At 72.3% G+C, this 18,761-nt stretch carries 20 protein-coding genes; 13 read left to right on the plus strand and 7 right to left on the minus strand.

The window, feature by feature from the left end; all coding sequences use genetic code 11:
- The first annotated feature begins 17 nt into the window (after window positions 1-17).
- The 5 genes from EHS43_RS15535 to EHS43_RS15555 all read left to right on the plus strand — a co-directional run bounded on the left by EHS43_RS15535 (window position 18) and on the right by EHS43_RS15555 (window position 4,920).
- Entirely contained in the window at window positions 18-869 is an 852-nt protein-coding gene (locus EHS43_RS15535; RefSeq protein WP_125191359.1) for a hypothetical protein, read from the plus strand.
- 162 nt (window positions 870-1,031) lie between these two features.
- Window positions 1,032-2,081 carry a LacI family DNA-binding transcriptional regulator gene (locus tag EHS43_RS15540; RefSeq protein ID WP_260470546.1) on the plus strand — a complete coding sequence of 350 codons (1,050 nt, stop codon included), beginning with the start codon at window positions 1,032-1,034 and terminating at the stop codon, window positions 2,079-2,081.
- 113 nt (window positions 2,082-2,194) lie between these two features.
- Window positions 2,195-2,332, plus strand: a complete 138-nt coding sequence (locus EHS43_RS15545; RefSeq protein ID WP_185806266.1) for a hypothetical protein — start codon at window positions 2,195-2,197, stop codon at window positions 2,330-2,332.
- Window positions 2,333-2,550: 218 nt separating this feature from the next.
- Complete coding sequence (locus tag EHS43_RS47730; RefSeq protein WP_260470547.1) at window positions 2,551-2,832, plus strand: hypothetical protein; 282 nt, start codon at window positions 2,551-2,553, stop codon at window positions 2,830-2,832.
- Window positions 2,833-2,859: 27 nt separating this feature from the next.
- Window positions 2,860-4,920, plus strand: a complete 2,061-nt coding sequence (locus EHS43_RS15555; RefSeq protein WP_125191360.1) for a beta-galactosidase — start codon at window positions 2,860-2,862, stop codon at window positions 4,918-4,920.
- On the opposite strand, the gene EHS43_RS15560 is transcribed toward EHS43_RS15555, so the two are convergent.
- The gene (locus EHS43_RS15560) at window positions 4,917-5,762 is read right to left on the minus strand and encodes a helix-turn-helix transcriptional regulator (RefSeq protein ID WP_125191361.1); all 846 of its coding nucleotides are present in this window, start codon (window positions 5,760-5,762) and stop codon (window positions 4,917-4,919) included. The two genes, EHS43_RS15555 and EHS43_RS15560, sit on opposite strands and share 4 nt — an antisense overlap.
- 103 nt (window positions 5,763-5,865) lie before the next feature.
- Between EHS43_RS15560 and EHS43_RS15565 the strand changes: the two genes are divergently transcribed.
- A complete protein-coding gene (locus EHS43_RS15565) occupies window positions 5,866-6,573 on the plus strand; it encodes an SDR family oxidoreductase (protein ID WP_125191362.1) in 708 nt (235 codons plus the stop codon).
- 59 nt (window positions 6,574-6,632) lie between these two features.
- On the opposite strand, the gene EHS43_RS15570 is transcribed toward EHS43_RS15565, so the two are convergent.
- Both EHS43_RS15570 and EHS43_RS15575 read right to left on the minus strand, forming a co-directional pair.
- Complete coding sequence (locus EHS43_RS15570) at window positions 6,633-7,826, minus strand: CaiB/BaiF CoA-transferase family protein (protein WP_125191363.1); 1,194 nt, start codon at window positions 7,824-7,826, stop codon at window positions 6,633-6,635.
- Between the two features lie 120 nt (window positions 7,827-7,946).
- Window positions 7,947-8,405, minus strand: a complete 459-nt coding sequence (locus EHS43_RS15575; RefSeq protein WP_125191364.1) for a MarR family winged helix-turn-helix transcriptional regulator — start codon at window positions 8,403-8,405, stop codon at window positions 7,947-7,949.
- A 186-nt stretch (window positions 8,406-8,591) separates the two neighbouring features.
- On the opposite strand from EHS43_RS15575, the gene EHS43_RS15580 reads away from it, so the two are divergent.
- Window positions 8,592-9,473 carry an LLM class F420-dependent oxidoreductase gene (locus EHS43_RS15580; protein ID WP_125191365.1) on the plus strand — a complete coding sequence of 294 codons (882 nt, stop codon included), beginning with the start codon at window positions 8,592-8,594 and terminating at the stop codon, window positions 9,471-9,473.
- Here the strand turns inward: EHS43_RS15580 and EHS43_RS15585 are convergent.
- The gene (locus EHS43_RS15585) at window positions 9,470-9,676 is read right to left on the minus strand and encodes a hypothetical protein (RefSeq protein WP_125191366.1); all 207 of its coding nucleotides are present in this window, start codon (window positions 9,674-9,676) and stop codon (window positions 9,470-9,472) included. The genes EHS43_RS15580 and EHS43_RS15585 overlap by 4 nt on opposite strands.
- A 117-nt stretch (window positions 9,677-9,793) precedes the next feature.
- On the opposite strand from EHS43_RS15585, the gene EHS43_RS15590 reads away from it, so the two are divergent.
- Window positions 9,794-10,699, plus strand: a complete 906-nt coding sequence (locus EHS43_RS15590; protein WP_125191367.1) for a LysR family transcriptional regulator — start codon at window positions 9,794-9,796, stop codon at window positions 10,697-10,699.
- A 116-nt stretch (window positions 10,700-10,815) separates the two neighbouring features.
- Here the strand turns inward: EHS43_RS15590 and EHS43_RS15595 are convergent, their stop codons facing one another.
- On the minus strand, window positions 10,816-11,379 hold the full coding sequence (locus EHS43_RS15595; protein ID WP_125191368.1) for an NAD(P)H-dependent oxidoreductase: 564 nt from the start codon (window positions 11,377-11,379) through the stop codon (window positions 10,816-10,818).
- A 100-nt stretch (window positions 11,380-11,479) separates the two neighbouring features.
- On the opposite strand from EHS43_RS15595, the gene EHS43_RS15600 reads away from it, so the two are divergent.
- The 4 genes from EHS43_RS15600 to EHS43_RS15615 are packed head-to-tail and all read left to right on the plus strand — an operon-like array spanning window position 11,480 to window position 15,909.
- Window positions 11,480-12,160, plus strand: a complete 681-nt coding sequence (locus EHS43_RS15600) for a TetR/AcrR family transcriptional regulator (protein WP_125191369.1) — start codon at window positions 11,480-11,482, stop codon at window positions 12,158-12,160.
- 47 nt (window positions 12,161-12,207) lie between these two features.
- The gene (locus tag EHS43_RS15605; protein ID WP_125191370.1) at window positions 12,208-13,248 is read left to right on the plus strand and encodes a LacI family DNA-binding transcriptional regulator; all 1,041 of its coding nucleotides are present in this window, start codon (window positions 12,208-12,210) and stop codon (window positions 13,246-13,248) included.
- Window positions 13,249-13,263: 15 nt separating this feature from the next.
- Window positions 13,264-14,442, plus strand: coding sequence for a 4-hydroxybenzoate 3-monooxygenase (locus EHS43_RS15610; RefSeq protein ID WP_125191371.1), 1,179 nt, complete (start codon window positions 13,264-13,266; stop codon window positions 14,440-14,442).
- Window positions 14,443-14,472: 30 nt separating this feature from the next.
- Entirely contained in the window at window positions 14,473-15,909 is a 1,437-nt protein-coding gene (locus tag EHS43_RS15615) for an aldehyde dehydrogenase family protein (RefSeq protein WP_125191372.1), read from the plus strand.
- A 3-nt stretch (window positions 15,910-15,912) separates the two neighbouring features.
- Here the strand turns inward: EHS43_RS15615 and trxA are convergent, their stop codons facing one another.
- Complete coding sequence (gene trxA / locus EHS43_RS15620; protein WP_125191373.1) at window positions 15,913-16,359, minus strand: thioredoxin; 447 nt, start codon at window positions 16,357-16,359, stop codon at window positions 15,913-15,915.
- A 68-nt stretch (window positions 16,360-16,427) separates the two neighbouring features.
- Here trxA and EHS43_RS15625 point away from each other — a divergent pair, with 68 nt between their 5' ends.
- Window positions 16,428-17,867, plus strand: a complete 1,440-nt coding sequence (locus tag EHS43_RS15625; protein WP_125191374.1) for an NAD(P)/FAD-dependent oxidoreductase — start codon at window positions 16,428-16,430, stop codon at window positions 17,865-17,867.
- Between the two features lie 150 nt (window positions 17,868-18,017).
- On the opposite strand, the gene EHS43_RS15630 is transcribed toward EHS43_RS15625, so the two are convergent.
- Window positions 18,018-18,665, minus strand: coding sequence for a peptide deformylase (locus tag EHS43_RS15630; protein ID WP_125191375.1), 648 nt, complete (start codon window positions 18,663-18,665; stop codon window positions 18,018-18,020).
- Between the last annotated feature and the right edge of the window lie 96 nt (window positions 18,666-18,761).

Raw genomic sequence — 18,761 nt, forward strand, 5'->3', positions numbered from 1 at the left:
CGAAGGGAGTTCACCCCATGCGCACCCGCGTCGTGCGTCTCGTCACCGTCCTCGCCACCCTGCTCGCGGTGTTCGCCGCCCCCGCTGTCACGGCGACGCCGGCTCAGGCGGCGGACAACTGGAACCCGCCCGCCAACCTCGTCCAGCCCCTGAACGAGGTGTGGAACCACGTCGAGTCGACCTACCCCGACCTCTACGGCTTCCGCAACTACGGCTGGGACCAGGTCGTTGCCAACAAGGGAAGCGTCAACTACTGCGTCCGCTGGGAGTCCGACGCCCCGGTCAGCGCCGCCCTGCGCGACCAGGTCCACGCCGCGCTGAAGAAGCAGTTCGGCAAGTGGGCGGCAGCCATGCTCGACAACGGCACCGGCACCAACGCCTGGCCGTACACCACCGTGCCCGTCAACATCGTCGGCTGGGCGGTGAAGAACCGCTCGACCCTGCAGTGGACCGACAACTCCGTCGACGTCTACGCCGGGAACCTCGACTCCGGCGGCGCCCCGCAGTGCGCCCCGGACTGTGGCCGCTTCTTCCATCAGGACGGCAACTACGCGAAATGCCCGGGCGGCGCGGCCCGCCACTACGACCAGTCGCTGTGGCTCACCAGGGGCTTCCAGGGCGGCGCCGGCGGGGACTGGGGCCAGCGCGTCGGCCAGGAGTACTTCACCGGGGCCCTCGCCCAGGAGGACATCCACATCTATCTCCACGAGGTCGGCCACACCTTCGGCCTCGACGACTTCTACGACTGGACCCCGACCGGCCAGTGCTGCTTCCTGATGAACGCGGGCAGCGCGACCCGGATCACCGACTTCGACAAGTGGATGCTGCGCGACTTCTGGCGCCACCTGAAGAGCCGGTACGGGTACTGAAGGCGCGGCCGGCCGGCTACCGCCCCGTGTCCGATGCCGTACACACCATTGACGCGGCCCGGTCCGGCTGTCACAGTCCTGACTACGTAGTCATGCACCTCCGACGGAAACCCGCGGTCCTGCATGACTACGTAGTCAAGAGATCCAGGGCGAGGAGCGCGCATGTCGGCCACCGGATCGGGACGCCCGAAGCGCGGCCCCGGCATGACCGAGGTCGCGCGGGCCGCCGGTGTCTCGCAGAAGACCGTGTCGCGGGTCGTCAACGGTGAGCCGCACGTCAGCCCGGAGGTGCGCGACCGCGTGCTCCGGGCCGTACAGGAGCTGGGGTACCGCCCGAACAACGCGGCGCGCGCCCTGCTCCTCGGCCGCTACCGGCGCATCGGCGTCGTCTCGCTCGGCAGCGCGCTCTACGGCCCCGCCACCCTGCTCCTCGCCCTGGAGCGGGCCATGCACCGGGCCGGCTACTCCTTCACCCTGGCCGGCACCCTGGAGGGACAGCCGGTCCAGGTAGCCGTGGAAGCGCTCCTCGAACAGGGCGTGGACGGGATCGTGCTGTCCGAGCCGATCGACGACGGCACACCCCTCCGGCTCAGCGCGGACGTGCCCGTGGTGAGCCTCGGCACGGGCGTCGAGGCAGGCCAGGGGGCGGGCGCCGTCGTCGTGGACGCGGACGGGTGCGCCGCCGCCCGGGAGGCCACCGAGCACCTGCTGTCACTGGGACACCGGACCGTCTGGCACATCCCCGGCCCCCACGACTGGGGGGCCGCCCGTGACCGTGCGCGCGGCTGGCGGGAGGCCCTCGCGGCCGCCGGCGCCCCCGAACCGCCCCTGCCGGCCGAGGGCGACTGGACGCCCGCCTCCGGTTACGCGGCCGGACGTCAGCTCGCCCAACTCTCCGACGTGACCGCCGTGTTCGCCGCCAACGACGACATGGCGATCGGCGCGCTGCGGGCGTTCGCCGACGCCGGCCTGTCCGCCCCCGGGGACGTCAGCGTCGTCGGCTTCGACGACATCCCCGCGGCCGCCTATCTCTCCCCGCCCCTGACCACCGTCCGCCAGAACTTCCCCGCGGTCGCGGACCGGGCCGTCGACGTGCTGATCGCCATGATCGAGGGCAGCCCGGTCCCGCCCGAACACACCCACATCGCAACCGAGTTGACCATACGGGCCTCCAGCGGCCCGGCACGCAGATCCGCACCGTCCCTTCGCTGACCCGTCGGCGTGACGGCCCGCGGCGCATCCCGCCGCGGGCCAGCGCCCAGATCTTCGAGGAGCCGTACCTGCTGACCGGCGGCGGACCGGGCGAATCCACGCTCTCCGTCACGATGTTCATCTACCGGGCCGCCCTCCAGCGCCGGCCGTTCGGCTTCCCGGCGGCCGCGGCCGTGGTGCTGTTCGTCCTGGTCTTCGGCCTCAGTCAGATCCTCAACCGACTCCTCGGCATCGGGAGGACGTCCGCATGACGCGCACCCGCATCCCCCCTGTACGGCACGCTAGTCTTGCTGCTGTGGGCGCTGAGCGCCTCCTTCAAGCCGCGCGGCGACATCTTCTTCGCCAAGTTCCGCTGCGCCGGGAGATGGCTGCTGTTCGGCGTGATGTTCAGCTCGCTGTCGGTGCCGTTCGCGGTGATCCTGGTCCCGTTGTTCGTGATCCTCGTCAGGACCGGGCTCGGCAGCCCGTGGTGCGCACTGATCGTGCCCTGGGTGGCGCCCGCGTTCGGCATCTTCCGCACGATCGTGCTGCCCAGAGCTACAACAGCTTCCTGTGGCCGTTGGTGCTGGTCTCCGACAGCTCCCGGTACACGCTGCCGCTCGGCCTGCAGACCCTCTTCGTTTCCGAACAACGGCAGTACGACCTCGTGCTCGCCGGAGCCGTCGTCGCCGTGGTCCCCGCGGTCGCCCTCTTCGTGATCCTGCGCAAGCAGCTCCTCGAAGGGCTGTCCACGGGTGCCGTCAAGGGCTGATCCCCACAACCACCGTATTGGAGAAGGATGTTCGAGCTTCCACCCCGGGTCCTGTTCGGCGCCGCCTACTACCACGAGTACCAGCCGCACGAGCGGCTGAAGGACGACCTCGACCTGATGGCCGAGGCACGCTTCACGGTGATCCGCGTCGGCGAGTCCGTGTGGTCGACCTGGGAACCGGAGAACGGCCGCTTCGACCTCGACTGGCTCCAGCCGGTCCTCGACGGCGCCCACGAGCGGGGCATCTCGGTGATCCTGGGGACACCGACGTACGCCGTGCCGCCGTGGCTGGCCCGGCAGTACCCGGAGATCGCGGGGGAGTCCGGCACCGGCCGGCGCATCGGCTGGGGCGCCCGGCAGGAGGTCGACTTCACCCACCCGGCCTTCCGCTTCCACGCCGAACGGATCATCCGGAAGATCGTCGCCCGGTACGCCGGACACCCGGCGGTCATCGGCTGGCAGGTCGACAACGAACCGGGCCTGCACCTCCTCCACAACCACGGCGTGTTCCAGCGCTTCACCGACGAACTGCGCGCGAAGTACGGCGACGTGGAGACCCTCAACCGCGAGTGGGGCCTGGTCTACTGGTCGCACCGGCTGTCCACCTGGGCCGACCTGTGGACTCCCGACGGCAATGTCCAGCCGCAGTACGACCTGGCCTGGCGGCGCTTCCAGGCGCGGCTGGTCACCGAGTTCATCTCCTGGCAGGCGGACATCGTGCGCGAGTACGCCCGCCCCGGCCAGTTCGTCACCACCTGCATCTCCTACGACCGCCCCGGCATCGAGGACGACAGGCTCACCGCGGGACTCGACGTCACCGCGGGCAACCCGTACTACACGATGCAGGACGCACTCGCCCTGCCCGGCCGCGGCGGCGACGGGCAGGACTGGACGACCAACGGCACCTGGGCGCTGTACCGCAGCGCCGACCGCATGTACTCCTCCCGCCAGGAGCCGTTCCTGGTCACGGAGACCAACGCCCAGGCCATCGGCTACCCGTGGAACAACCGCCCCGCCTACGACGGCCAATGGCGTCAGGCCGCCTGGGCGTTGATCTCCCGTGGCGCCTCGATGATCGAGTACTGGCATTGGCACACCCTGCACTTCGGCGCCGAGACCTACTGGGGCGGGATCCTCCCGCACAACGGCCGCCCGGGCCGCGTGTACGGGGAACTCGCCGCGCTGGGCGCCGAGTTGGAGAAGGCCGGCGACCTGGTGGCGGCCCTTACCCCGGACGCCGACGTCGCCTTCCTGTACGACGGCCCCAGCAAGTGGGCACTCCAGGCACAACCACCGCTGGCCACACCCGACGGGGGCCCGGACGGGCGGTCGTACGAGACGGTCTTCGACGCCTTCTACCGGGGCGCCTTCGACGCCGGGCTCCAGGCGCGCATCCTGCACCCCGGGCAGCTCCCGACGGCCGAACTGCCCCAGGTCCTCGTCGTCCCCGCCTTCTACGCCGCCGACGACGAGACCCTGCACTTCCTCAAGGGCTATGCCGAGGCGGGCGGCCACCTGGTCCTGGGGCCCCGCACCGGCTACGGCGACACGGAGGCGAGGGCGCGCACCGACGTACAGCCCGGACGGCTCGCGGAGGCGGCCGGGGTGACGTACGACGAGTTCAGCAACCTGGGCGCCCCGCTGCCGGTGACCGGCACCGGAACCCTCACACTGCCCGCCGAGGCGCGTGCCCTGCACTGGGCCGACGGTCTGCGGCCGCAGGGGGCCGAGGAGTTGGCGGCCTATGACCACCCCCACTTCGGCCGCTGGCCCGCCGCCACCACCCACCGGCACGGCGCGGGCCGGATCACCTACGTGGGCACGGTTCCCGGACCCGCCTTCGCCCGGGCCGTCTTCGAGTGGGCCGCGCCCGCCGCCTGGCGCCCGGAGCCCCCGAGCGTCACCGCGACCTCGGCCACCGCGCGCGACGGCCGCCGCGTCCGCTTCCTGCACAACTGGTCGTGGCAGACGGTGTCCGTCGCCCTGCCGGCCCCCGCACGGGACGTGCTGACGGACGAGATGCACCCGGCGGGGGTGACCCTCGGGCCCTGGGACGTCAGGATCCTCACCGAGGAGCAGCGGGGCTAGCCGCTCTCCGTCAGGCTCTGCGTGCCCAGCACCGAGACCAGCCGCAGCTTCTCGGCGGCCTCGGTGCCGGGCTCGGCCGAGTACACGAGGATGTGGAGGTCGTTCTCCTCCACCCGGAGCAGGTCGCAGTCGAGGGTGAGCGTGCCGACCTGCGGATGCTCGATCGTCTTGTGCGAGGTGGCGAGCCGGCCCACCACCCCGGCGTCCCACAGTTCGGCGAAGCGCCCGCTCCGGGTGCGCAACTGCGCGATCATGGAGGAGAGTTGGCGGTCGCCGGGATAGCGGGCGGCGGCCGCGCGCAGTTCGGAGACCAGGCCCGCCTCGAAGGCACGCCGTTCCTCGGGGGTGTGCCGCACCCGGGGCGGCATCCCCGTGAAGTTGCGCCACACGCCGTTGCGTTCGAAGCCCCGCAGGGCGGACGGGTCACCCATCAGGGCCGCGTACACCGGGTTGGCCAGCAGCAGCGTCATGGCCGCGTCGGAGACCGCGACCGGGGTGTCGACCAGCCGATCCAGCAGCCGCTGCACACTGGATGTGATGAACGCGGGCACGACCTCCGGGCCGGGCGGCACCAGACCCGCGAGACCGAACAGGTACGTGCGTTCGTCCCCCGAGAGCCGCAGCGCCCGGGCCAGCGCCTCGACGACCTGCACGGACGGGTTGGCCGCAAGCCCCTGTTCGAGACGGGTCACGTAGTCGACCGAGATACCGGCCAGCAGGGCCAGCTCCTCGCGCCGCAGCCCGGCCGCGCGCCGCCGGCCGCCCGAGGGCAGCCCGGCCGCGTCCGGCGGGACCCGCTCGCGCCAGCGCCGCAGCGCCTGTCCCAGTTCTGTAGCCGCCATGGTCCTCAGTGAACACCGCCGGCCCCGGATGTGCCTGGTACCGCCGTTCCCAGGAAAAAGGGTCTTCTGGCTGATCCCGCCGCGCCGCAGCAGCCTGGGTGGCATGACGACCACACTCATCACCGGAGCGAACAAGGGTCTCGGCTTCGAGACCGCCCGCCGGCTCGTGGCCGCGGGCCACACCGTCCACGTCGGCGCCCGCGACGCCGAGCGCGGCCGGCGCGCCGCCGACGAACTCGGCGCGCGCTTCGTCCAGCTCGACGTCACCGACGACGCCTCCGTGGAGGCCGCGGCCAAGACCCTGGAGGCGGCGGGCGGTCTGGACGTCCTGGTCAACAACGCGGGGATCGAGACCCGGACCGAGGACAACAGCGTGCCCGTCGCGGCCACCGTGACCGCCGACCAGATGCGCACCACCTTCGAGATGAACGTCTTCGGTGTCGTCCGCGTCCTGCACGCCTTCCTGCCGCTCCTCCAGCGTTCGGCCGCCCCCGTGGTGGTCAACGTCAGCAGCGGCCTCGGCTCGCTGACCCACCTGTCCGACCCGGACCACCCCGCGCACTTCTATCCCGGCATCGCCTATCCGACGTCCAAGGCCGCGGTCAACATGCTCACCGTGCAGTACGCGAAGGCGTTCCCGGCCATGCGGATCAACTCCGTGGAGCCCGGATTCACCCGGACCGACCTGAACGGCAACACGGGCACCCAGACCGTGGCGGAGGGCGCCGAGATCATCGTCCGCATGGCGCGGATCACCCCGGACGGGCCGACCGGCGGCTACTTCGACGCAAAGGGCCGCCTGCCGTGGTGACGCGCGGCTGAACGTACTCCGCGTCCCGGGACAGCCGTACGGCCTCTCGGTCCCGGGGCTCAGACCACCCGGTCGGCACGCAGCGCGGCGATGTCGTCGCCGGTCCGGCCCAGTTCCTTCAGGATCATCTCAGTGTGCTCGCCCACCGCCGGAACCGGATCCATGCGGGCCGGCACCCCCGCGAGGTCGGCCGGCGGCAGCAGCGCCTCCACCGTGGCCCCGCCCGGGACGGCGACCTCCTGCCAGCGGCCGCGGGCGGCCAGGACCGGATGGTCGAGGAACGCCGCCACGTCGTTGACGCCCGCGCAGGCGATGCCGATCCCTTCCAGGTCCCGCAGCACCTGCGTGGCCCCGGAGCGCGCGATCCGTTCGGCGACCACGGCGTTGAGCTCCTCGCGGTGGGCGACCCGGGCGGAGCCGGTCGCGAAGCGCGGATCCCCGGCCAGCTCGGGCCGCCGCAGGAAGGCGTCGCACAGGGCGGCCCACTCGCGTTCGTTCTGGATGGAGAACAGCACGTCCTTGCCGTCGGCGGCCGTGAAAGCGCCGTACGGGGCGATGGTGGCGTGCTGGGTGCCCAGCCGCGGCGGCTGACTGCCGCCGTAGCGCGTGTAATTGGCCGGCTGGCTCATCCACTCGGCCAGTGCCTCGAACAGGGACACCTGGACCGGGTGCGCTCTGCCGGTCGTGGCGCGGGTGTACAGGGCGGTCAGGATGCCGCTGTAGGCGTACATCCCGGCCGCGATGTCGGCGACGGAGATGCCGACCCGAGCGGTCTCCTGCGCGGTCCCGGTCAGCGACACCAGGCCCGTCTGGCACTGCACCAGCAGGTCGTACGCCTTGCGGTCGGCCCACGGCCCGTCCGTGCCGTATCCGGAGATCGTGCACGGGATCAGCCGCGGCAGGCGCTCGGCGAGGACATCCACGCCGAGGCCCAGCCGGTCGGCCGCGCCGGGAGCCAGGTTCTGGACGAACACGTCGGCGCCGTCGAGGAGCCGGTGCAGGATCTCGATGCCGCGCGGGTCCTTCAGGTCCAGGGTGAGCGACTCCTTGGACCGGTTGAGCCACACGAAGTAGCTGGAGTGGCCGTGCACGGTGGTGTCGTAGCGGCGGGCGAAGTCACCGTCGCCCGGCCGCTCGACCTTGATCACCCGGGCGCCGAGGTCGGCGAGCTGACGGGTCGCGTAGGGCGCGGCCACGGCCTGCTCCAGGCTGACCACCGTGATCCCGGACAGGGGAGGCTGCGGCACGCTCATGCGGCTCTTTGTACGGCCGGAGCCGAGACGGTGTCAACGATCACCCGGCCCGGTGCCGGGACGCCTCGACCAGGGCGGCCGACGGCGGTTCCTCCCGGAGCCGTCGGCCCGGGCACCTGCTCAGGCGGGTGCGCCGAGGGATTCCAACGCCCTGACGAGCGGGGCGAGTTCGGGGGTGTCGGCGGCCTGGTCGAGGGCCTCGCGCAGGGCCTTCTCGTTGGTGGGGCGGGCCTGTTCGAGCAGGGTGCGGCCGGTGTCGGTGACGTCGGTGTAGATGCCGCGGCGGTCGGTGGGGCAGAGGTAGCGGGCGAGCAGGCCGCGGTCCTCGAGGCGGGTGACCAGGCGGGTGGTGGCGCTCTGGCTGAGGACGACGGCGTCGGCGACCTGTTTCATCTGCAGGTGTCCGCCCTCCCCGTCGTGCTGGCGGCCCAGGACGTCGAGCAGGGAGTACTCGCGCACGCTGAGGTCGTGGGCGGACTGCAGGGCCTTCTCGATGTGGGCCTCGATCCGCCCGTGCAGCAGCGAGAGCGCGCACCAGCCCTGGGCGAGGGCGGTGAGCGAGGGGTCTGTGGCGGTCATGGGGCCTGCTTCCTCCGTCCCGATACGGATACGCCCAGGATATTGCATCAATGAAATTTCCGGCGTCGGCTTCTATAGCGCGCACGCAACTATCCGACCCGGGCGCCACGCCCGCCCTTGACTTCGAGAGCACTCCAGGTCCTAGCGTCGGCACGGTCGGCGACGGTCCCGTGAACGGAGACGGACATGCGTGTGGGTGTGCACATCAACCGGTTCGACCATCCCGCGGGCGCACCCGCTCTGGGTGCCGAGCTCGCCGCCTCGGGCAGGGCCGCGGAGGCGGCCGGGGTGAGCTGGCTGTCGGTGATGGACCACTACTTCCAGATGGAGTTCAACGGCGGCGCCGAGGACCCGATGCTGGAGGCGTACACGACCCTGGCGTTCCTCGCGGCCCACACCGAGACCGTCCGGCTCGGCGCGCTGGTCACCGGGGTGACGTACCGCCACCCCGGCCTGCTCGCCAAGATCGCGACCACGCTCGACGTGCTCTCCGGCGGCCGGGCGGCCCTCGGTATCGGGGCCGCCTGGTACGACCGGGAGCACGAGGGCCTCGGCGTGCCCTTCCCGCCCCTCGCGGAGCGCTTCGAGCGGCTGGAGGAGGCCCTGCGGATCTGTCTGCAGATGTGGGACCCGGCGGCGAACGGCCCCTTCGAGGGCACCCACTACCGGCTCGCCGAGACCCGGTGCGTACCGGCCCCGGTCAGCAGCCCGCACCCGGAGATCATGATCGGCGGCGGCGGTGAGAAGAAGACGCTCCGCCTGGTCGCCCGCCACGGCGACGCCTGCAATCTCTTCGCCACCTCGCCGCAGGAGGTCACGCACAAGCTCGACGTGCTGCGCCGGCACTGCGATGCCGAGGGGCGGGACTACGACGAGATCCGCAGGACGATCACCTACTCGGGCGAGGCTGCCGACGAGGGCGACCTGGACGCCTTCCTTCACGACATCAGCGGTTACGCCAAGCTCGGCATCGACACCGTCATCCTCGCCCCGAGCACCGGCGCGCCCGCGCAGTGGATCGAACGCTTCACGGCACCGGCCGTACGACGGCTCGCGGACCTGGACTAACCCGCCCGCGCGGCGGAGGGGCGGCTGCGGGAGACGACCCGGGTCCCGCAGCCGTCCGTGACGCGGACCTGCAGGGAGCCGCACGCGCAGCGAGTCCACGCCGTCCCGCCCGTCGCCGTGCCGTGCCGTGACACCACCTGGAAGGGCTCGGCGCCGTCCGGCCAGCCGCAGTGCGGGCAGACGGCGCGGGGCGTGCTGGTCATGGTGACTCCTCGAACCTCGAAACCGTGCAGGGCCGTCGCGACACGGTCCAGGATGCGGCGGGGTCTTCGTTCAGGTCCAGGTTGACTTACCGGACGTCACCTTGAAGCGTGGGCTTCATGATTGACCTGCGCCGGCTCCACGTCCTGAGGGCGGTCGCCCATTACGGCACGGTCACCGCGGCCGCCCGTGCCCTGCACTTCACCCCGTCCGCCGCCTCCCAGCAGATCCGCCAGCTGGCCCGCGATCTCGGCGTCGACCTCCTCGAACCCCAGGGCCGCGGCATCCGGCTCACCCCGGCCGCCGAGAGCCTGCTCGCGCACGCCGACGCCATTCAGGCCCGCTGGGAACAGGCCGAACTCGATCTGCGCTCCGACCACGGCGAGCCCGCGGGACCGCTGCGGGTCGGCGGTCTGTCCGTGGCCGTGTCGGCGCTGCTCGCCCCGATGGCGGCCCGGTTGGGCGAGCGGTACCGCAGGCTGACCGTCAGCGTCCAGGAGGCGGGCGTACCGGAGAGCTTCGACCTGCTCTTCGAGGGGGAGATCGACCTGGCGGTCGTGGAGGCGACCCCGCACAACCCGCCCATGAGCGACCCGCGCTACGACCAGCAGCCGCTGCTGGACGACCCGTTCGACCTCGTCGTACCCGCCGGTCATCCGCTGGCCGGCCGCGAGAGGGCGGATCTCGCCGAGGCGGCCCACGATGACTGGATCGCCCCCTTCGCGGACAGCCCCTGCCGCACCCACGTCATGTCGGCCTGCGGCGCGGCCGGCTTCACCCCGGGCGTGGTCCACCACGCCCGGGACTGGAACGTCACCGCCCACCTGGTCGCCCACCGCCTCGGCGTGGCCCTGATCCCCCGCCTGGCCCACCTGACGCCAGGGCTGGGGATCGCGCGGGTCCGTTGCGCGGGCAACCCGCACAGAAGGCTGCTGACCTGCACGCGAGCCGGAGCGCGGGAGCGGCCGGCGGTCGCGGCGGCACTGGAGGTTCTCCGGGAGCTGGCGCCCACGGCGGCTGCCTGAGGCGTCGTGAGGCGGGCGCACCTCGGAGCCCCACCGGCCGGCAGGCGCCACACGACAGGGGCCGGAGTGCCCCCACACTCCGGCCCCTGTCGGAAACCTGTTCAGGCGCCGCGGGTTCAGGCCGCCACGGCCTCGCTCGTGTAGCCGTGCACCTGCGCCAAGACCTCCCGCAGCTGGGCGGCGACCTCGGCGTCGTCGGCCGGGTGGGTCTCGGCGAAGCGGACCACGGAGCCCGGGATGGACAGCTTGACGTCCTCCAGGACCTTGCCGCCGGCGATGCCCACGGCCTTGCGGGTCTCGTCCTGCGCCCACACGCCGCCGAACTGGCCGAACGCGGTACCGACCACGGCGACCGGCTTGCCGCCGAAGGCACCGGCGCCGTACGGGCGAGACAGCCAGTCGATGGCGTTCTTGAGGACGGCGGGGATGGTGCCGTTGTACTCGGGAACGAACAGCAGGAACGCGTCGGCGGCCAGCGCGGCCTCGCGCAGCTGAGCGGCGGCCGCGGGGACGCTGCCCTCGACGTCGATGTCCTCGTTGTAGAAGGGGATCTCGGCGAGGCCCTCGTGGAGCACGACCTGCGCGCCCTCGGGGGCGTGCTTGACGGCCGCCTCGGCGAGCTGACGGTTGTGCGAACCGGCGCGAAGGGATCCGACGAGCGCAAGGATGCGAACGGACATGTCTGACTCCAGGGGGTGGTGAAACACGGCGGTAACGTTCCGGACCGGGGTCCGTTTAATTCTTAACATCTCAAACGGACCGAGGTCCAGTTTTCTTCCCATGCTTTACGCTGGCTTCATGTCCGCGACCCTGCCGCCCTTCCCGAAGCCTCCGGAGCCCGTCGAGGGGCCCCGACTTCTGGAGGTCGGCTCCGCGGCCGACGAGCCCTGCCTGCGCGCCGACGCGGCCCGCAACCGTGCCCGGCTGCTGGAGGCCGCGACCCGGCTGATCGCGGAGCACGGCGTCGCGGGCGTCACCATGGAGGCGGTGGCCACGGCGGCCGGCGTCGGCAAGGGCACGGTCTTCCGGCGCTTCGGCGACCGCACCGGACTGCTCATGGCGCTGCTGGACCACTCCGCGCGCACGCTCCAGGCGGACTTCATCGGCGGCCCCCCGCCGCTGGGCCCCGGCGCCCCTCCGGTGGACCGGCTGCGGGCGCTCGGCGTGGCCTTGCTGTACCGCTCCGCCGAACAGCTGGACCTGCTGCTGGCCGCGCAGTCGGAGCCGACCCGCCGCCACTCCCACCCCTCGAGCCGCGCGCTGCACCTGCACATCGCCATGCTGCTGCGGCAGGTCCTCCCGGAAGCGGACTGCGAGCTCCTGGCCCACACGCTGCTGGCGTACCTCGACCCGGCCCTCGTCCACCACCTCACCCGGCAGTGCGGAATGCCGCTGGAGCGACTGGAAGCCGGCTGGAACGACCTCGTCGCCCGGGTGACCGGCACCGATCCGGTGCGCTGAACCGGGCGGCAACCCCACATGTGGGCGTCGTCACAGGTTCTGCAAAGATGACGACCGTCATGGTGCAGATACAGAACACGTCCGCGTCCTCCGTCACGCGCCCGGTTCCCACGAGCGCCGATGTGGCCCGCGTGGCCGGCGTCTCGCGCGCGACCGTCTCCTACGTCCTCAACAACACCAGCGCCGTCCGGATCAGCGAGCCCACGCGCCGCCGTGTCCACGCGGCGGCGAAGGAACTCGGGTACGTGCCGCACGCGGCCGCCCGCAGCCTCCGTGCCGGTCACAGCCGGATGGTCCTGATGCCCGCCCCGTCCATCCCGGTCGGCCCGCTCTACAGCCAGTTCATCAGCGAACTCCAGTGGGCCCTCGGCCGGCTGGACTACACCGTCGTGCAGTACGGCAGCGTCGGCCTCCAGGGTGACGAGGCCGCCCGCGCCTGGGCCGAGCTGCGCCCGGTCGCCGTGCTGGTGCCCGGCGCCGGACTGGGCCCGCAGGGAGTGGCCCTGCTCCGCCGCTCCGGGGCCCGCGCGGTGGTCACCCTCGGTCCCGAGGCGGTCGAGGGGGCCCACGCCCTGCTCATGGACCACGCGGGCGTCGGCCACAGCGCCGCCGCCCATCTGTACGCCCGCGGCCGGCGCCGTATCGGCGTCGTGGTGCCCGAGGAGACCGGTCTTGAGGCATTCTCGCTGCCCCGTCTGGCCGGTGTGCGCAGGGCCCTGCACGGGACGGACGCCACCCTCACGGAACTGCCCCTCGCCTTCGAGGAGCAGTCCGCGGCCAAGCTCGCCGTCCGCTGGCGGGAGCTCGGTCTGGACGCCGTGTTCGCGTACAACGACGAATACGCGATGCTGTTAATGCGGGCCCTCCAGGACGAGGGCGTGCGCATACCGGAGGACACGGCGGTGATCGGAGCCGACGACCTGCTCCTCGGGCGGCTGCTGCGGCCCCGGCTGAGCACGGTCCACCTGGAGCTCCCGTCGGGCCGTGACCTCGCCGAACTGGTCGACCGCGCGGTGCGCGAACCGGGCGCCGCGACCGAGACGCACACGGTGCTGGGTGCCACGGTCGTGCACCGCGACTCCAGCTGACGCAGGGAGCCTGCCATGCGCACCACGGTCGGGATCATCGGGGGCGGCCCCGCAGGACTGCTCCTCGCCCGTCTGCTGCACCTGGCCGGCATCGACTGCGTGGTCCTGGAGAGCCGGACGCGCGAGTACGTCGAGCACCGCCAGCGCGCCGGGATGCTGGAGCAGGGGACGGTCGACGCCCTGCGCGCGTGCGGCGCCGCCGGGCGTCTGGACGCCGAGGGGCTCGTCCACCAGGGCATCGAGCTGCGCTTCGCGGGCGAGCGGCACCACCTGGACTTCCCCGTCCTCACCGGCGGTCGCACGGTCACCGTCTACGCCCAGACCGAGATCGTGAAGGACCTGGTAGCGCTCCAACTGGCTGAGGGGCCGCCGCTGTTGTTCGAGGCGGAGGCCCTGGCGGTCGAGCGGCCGGAGAGCGAGGCCCCCCTCGTGCGGTTCCGGCACGAGGGGCGCGAACAGACGCTGGCCTGCGACTGGATCGCGGGCTGCGACGGCTTCCACGGCATCTCCCGCGCGGCCTTCCCGGCGGCGACGAGCAGGACGTACGCGCACGAATACCCGTACTCCTGGCTCGGGATCCTCGCCGACGTCGCCCCGTCCTGCGACGAGTTGATCTACGCCCGCGGGGAGCGCGGCTTCGCGCTGCACAGCATGCGCTCGCCCCTGGTCTCCCGGCTCTACCTCCAGGTCCCCAACGGCACCGACGCCGAGGACTGGTCCGACGAGCGGATCTGGGACGAGCTCTCCGCGCGCTTCGCGATCGACGCCGACTGGACCCTCGCCAGAGGGCCGATCACCGCCAAGTCCGTGACGCCGATGCGCAGTTACGTCCACGAGCCGATGCGCCACGGTCGTCTCCTGCTCGCCGGGGACGCCGCGCACATCGTGCCGCCGACCGGGGCCAAGGGGCTCAACCTCGCCGTGTCGGACGTGTCCGTCCTCGCCCGGGCCCTGATCGGTCTGCAACGCACCGGATCTGCACAACTGATCGACGAATATTCGGAGTTGTGTCTTTCTCGTGTGTGGCAGACCACGCGTTTCTCGGACGACATGACTAGGATGTTGCATGCTCAACCAAATGGGGATGCCTTCGAGAGCCGGATGCAGCTCGCCCGGCTGCGCCGCATCACCGCATCCCGCCATGCGGCCGCCGAACTGGCCGCGAACTACACGGGACTACCGCTCCCCGGGTGAGTCCCACCGGTGATCGAACGGAGAGCCGTCATGTCGTTGCTCGACCCCAAGAGCTGGCAGCCCCACCCCCTGTCGGGACCTGAGTACGCGGTCACCGAACCCGCCACCGGCGACACCCTCGCCACGGTCACCCTCGCCGGCGGCGCGGACGTGGAGCGCGCCGCCGAGGCCGCCCGCGCCGCCCAGGCCGAGTGGGCCCGGCTCCCGCACTTCGTCCGGGCCGGGGTGCTGCGCAAGGCCGGTGACCTGTTCGCCGCGCACGCCGACGAACTGCGCGGATGGCTCGTCCGGGAGTCCGGCTCCATCCCCGGAAAGGCCGACTTCGAGCTGCACGTGGCCGCCCAGGAGTGCTACGAGGCCGCCGCCCTCGCCTCCCGCCCCGCCGGCCAGGTGCTGCCCAGCGAGGCCGCGAGGCTGTCGTACACCCGCCGGGTCCCGGTCGGTGTCGTCGGCGTCATCTCGCCCTTCAACGCCCCGCTGATCCTCTCGATCCGCTCGGTCGCCCCGGCCCTCGCCCTCGGCAACGCGGTGATCCTCAAGCCGGACCCGCGCACCGCGGTCTGCGGCGGCCTCTCGCTCGCCGCGGTCCTCGCCGAGGCCGGGCTGCCCGAGGGACTCTTCCATGTCCTGCCCGGCGGCCCCGACGTCGGCCAGGCCCTGGTCGCCGACCCGCGGGTCCCCGTCATCTCCTTCACCGGGTCCACCGCGGCGGGCCGTGCGGTGGGGGAGGCGGCCGGACGCCACCTCAAGCGCGCCCACCTGGAACTGGGCGGCAACTCCGCCCTGATCGTCCTGGAGGACGCCGACATCGAGGCCGTGATCTCCACGGCGGCCTGGGGATCCTTCTTCCACCAGGGCCAGATCTGCATGACGACGGGGCGCCACCTGGTCCACGCCTCGCTGTACGAGGAGTACGTCGAGCGGCTGGCGGCGAAGGCCGACTCCCTCGCCGTCGGCGACCCCAACGTGGCGCAGGTCCACCTCGGGCCGATCATCGACGACCACCAGCTCGCCAAGGTGCGCGGACTGGTCGACGCCAGCACCGCGCAGGGCGCCAAGCTGGCCGCCGGCGGCACCCACGAGAAGCTCTTCTACCGCCCGACGGTTCTCGCGGGCCTCGACGACAGCACACCCGCCTACGCGGAGGAGGTCTTCGGGCCCGTCGCGCCCGTACGGTCCTTCAGCACCGTCGACGAGGCGGCGGCGCTCGCCGCGGCGGGGCCCTACGGCCTCTCGCTCGGCATCGTCACCGGGGACGCGGCCCGCGGCCTCGACCTGGCCGAGCGGATCCCGACCGGCATCGTGCACATCAACGACCAGACGGTGAACGACGAGGCGGTAGCGCCCTTCGGCGGCATCGCCGCGTCCGGCACCGGCGCGCGCTTCGGCGGTGAGGCCAATGTGGAGGCCTTCACCGACGTGCGCTGGACGACGGTACGCGCGGACGTGGCGACGTACCCCTTCTAGGGGTTACTGGTCGTTCTGCTCGGCCTGCGCCTGCTGGGCGGCCACCGACTTGCGGACCTCGTCCATGTCGAGCTTGCGGGCCTGCCCGATGACGTCCGTCAGGGCGGACTCGGGCAGCGCGCCCGGCTGGGCGAAGACGGCGACCTGGTCGCGGACGATCATCAGGGTCGGGATCGACTGGATACCGAAGGCGGCGGCCAGCTCCGGCTGCGCCTCGGTGTCCACCTTGCCGAACACCAGGTCGGGGTTCTCCTCGGCGGCCTTCTCGTAGACCGGCGCGAACTGGCGGCAAGGTCCGCACCAGGACGCCCAGAAGTCGATCAGGACGAACTCGTTGTCCGTGACCGTCTGGTCGAAGTTCTCCTTGGTGAGCTCCACGGTGCTGCTCATTGCGCGAACCCTCTTCCTGGTATCGGGGAAACCGTCGGGACAACACGCCCGGTCGGGCACATATTCCGTGCGTCGCGGCGCGCGTACCCCTGGTGGCCCGAACGCACACCACCCACCAGACTGGGCCCATGACGGAAACGGAAAACATCGCCCACAGCACCTACGACGTAGTGGTGCTCGGTGCCGGGCCCGTGGGGGAGAACGTGGCCGACCGCACCCGCGCGGCCGGCCTCTCCACCGCGGTCGTGGAGAGCGAGCTGGTCGGCGGCGAGTGCTCCTACTGGGCCTGTATGCCCAGCAAGGCCCTGCTGCGGCCGGTGATCGCGCAGGCGGACGCGCGCCGCCTGCCGGGCCTGAGCGCCTCGGTGCAGGGCCCCCTCGACGCGGCCGCGGTCCTCGCCCGCCGGGACTACTGGGCCTCGGACTGGAAGGACGACGGCCAGGTCGGCTGGCTGGAGGGCATCGGCGCCGACCTGCACCGCGGCCACGGCCGCCTCAGCGGAGAGCGCACGGTCACGGTCACCGCTCCTGACGGCACGCAGAAGGTGCTCACCGCCCGGCACGCCGTGGCCGTCTGCACCGGCACCCGCGCCGTCCTGCCGGACCTGCCGGACCTCGACGAGGTCAGGCCCTGGACCAGCCGCGAGGCCACCAGCGCCAAGGCGGCTCCCGGCCGGCTCGTCGTGGTCGGCGGGGGAGTGGTGGCCACCGAGATGGCCACGGCCTGGCAGGCCCTCGGCTCCCGGGTCACCCTCCTCGTGCGCGGCAAGGGCCTGCTCAACCGCATGGAGCCGTTCGCGGGCGAACTCGTCGCCGAGGCGCTCACCGAGGCCGGCGTAGACGTCCGCACCGGCACCTCGGTCGCGTCGGTGACCCGGGAGAACGGCACCGTCGTGGTCGTCACCGGCACCGGCGACCGCATCGAGGCCGACGAGATCCTCTTCGCCACCGGACGCGCCCCGCACACCGACGACATCGGCCTCGACACCATCGGCCTGGAGCCCGGCAGCTGGCTGGAGGTCGACGACAGCCTCCGCGTCACCGGCAGCGACTGGCTCTACGCGGTCGGCGACGTCAACCACCGCGCGCTCCTCACCCACCAGGGCAAGTACCAGGGCCGCATCGCCGGCGCCGCGATCTCCGCCCGTGCCTCGGGAGCCCCGGTCCAGGCGGACCCGTGGGGCGCCCATACCGCTACCGCCGACCACGACGCCGTGCCCCAGGTCGTCTTCACCGACCCGGAGGCCGCCGCCGTGGGCCTCTCCCTGGCGGAGGCCGAGCAGGCGGGCCACCGCGTCCGCGCGGTCGACTACGACCTCGGCTCAGTGTCGGGCGCCGGCCTCTACGGCGACAACTACCGGGGGCGGGCCCGGATGGTCGTCGACCTGGAACGCGAGATCCTCCTCGGCGTCACCTTCGTCGGACCCAGCGTCGGCGAACTGATCCACTCCGCGACGATCGCGGTCGCCGGCCAGGTACCGATCAGCAGGCTGTGGCACGCGGTCCCGTCGTACCCTACGATCAGCGAGGTGTGGCTGCGGCTGCTGGAGGCGTACCGGGACAACTGACGGGCGGCGTTCGCGGGGCGCGCGCCCCAAGGGTCCGCCTGGACCGGGGCGCTCGGCGCGGGCAGCGGGAGCCGAAGAAAGCGCCGCCGCGTTCCCTTCCGTCGCCGCCCGGCGGGGCCGAGCAGGCTTGCGCCGGGCGCCCGCCGCCCGTCAGCCGGGCAGCTCGAAACCGAGGGACGCGGCCGCCCGCTCCGGCGTCGGCTGCGTCCAGCGCTCGGATACGGCCTGGTTGGAGGACAGTGAGCGCGGCTCAGCGCGGTCGAGGTAGAGCGTGCCGTCGAGGTGGTCCGTCTCGTGCTGCACGATCCGCGCGGGCCAGCCGCCGAACACCTCGTCGACCGCGCGGCCCCGCTCGTCCTCGCACCTCAGCCTCACCTCGGCGGGCCGCGCCACCACGGCCTGCCACCCCGGCACGCTCAGGCACCCCTCGAAGAACCCCACCCGCGCGGTGCCGACGGGCTCGTACGAGGGATTGACCAGGACCCGGAACGGCAGCGGCACCCGCCCGCGCGCCAGCCGGATCTCCTCCGGTACGGGCGCCGGGTCCTCCACGACCGCGACGCGCAGCGGCACTCCGACCTGCGGGGCGGCCAGGCCCACCCCGGGCGCCGCGTGCATGGTCACACGTAGTGCCTCGACGAAGCGGGCCAGGAGCCCGGCGTCCAGCTGGCCGTCGTAGCGCTCGGTGCCGAGCCGCAGCACGGGTGCGCCGGCCGCCACGATCGGCAGCGGGCCGCCCGTGGCCAGGAGTTCCTCGACCAGCTCGGCAAGGGGCGCGGGGTGACTCGGAGTTGCCATCGCGCCAGGATGCCACGAAGCATCTTGTGACGCAGGTCACTCCGGAGTGCGGGAACTCGACGCCCCTTCCCTCCGACTACTGGGCCGCCACCGTCC

It is taken from the genome of Streptomyces sp. RP5T (genome assembly GCF_003933965.1).
Taxonomy (GTDB): domain Bacteria; phylum Actinomycetota; class Actinomycetes; order Streptomycetales; family Streptomycetaceae; genus Streptomyces.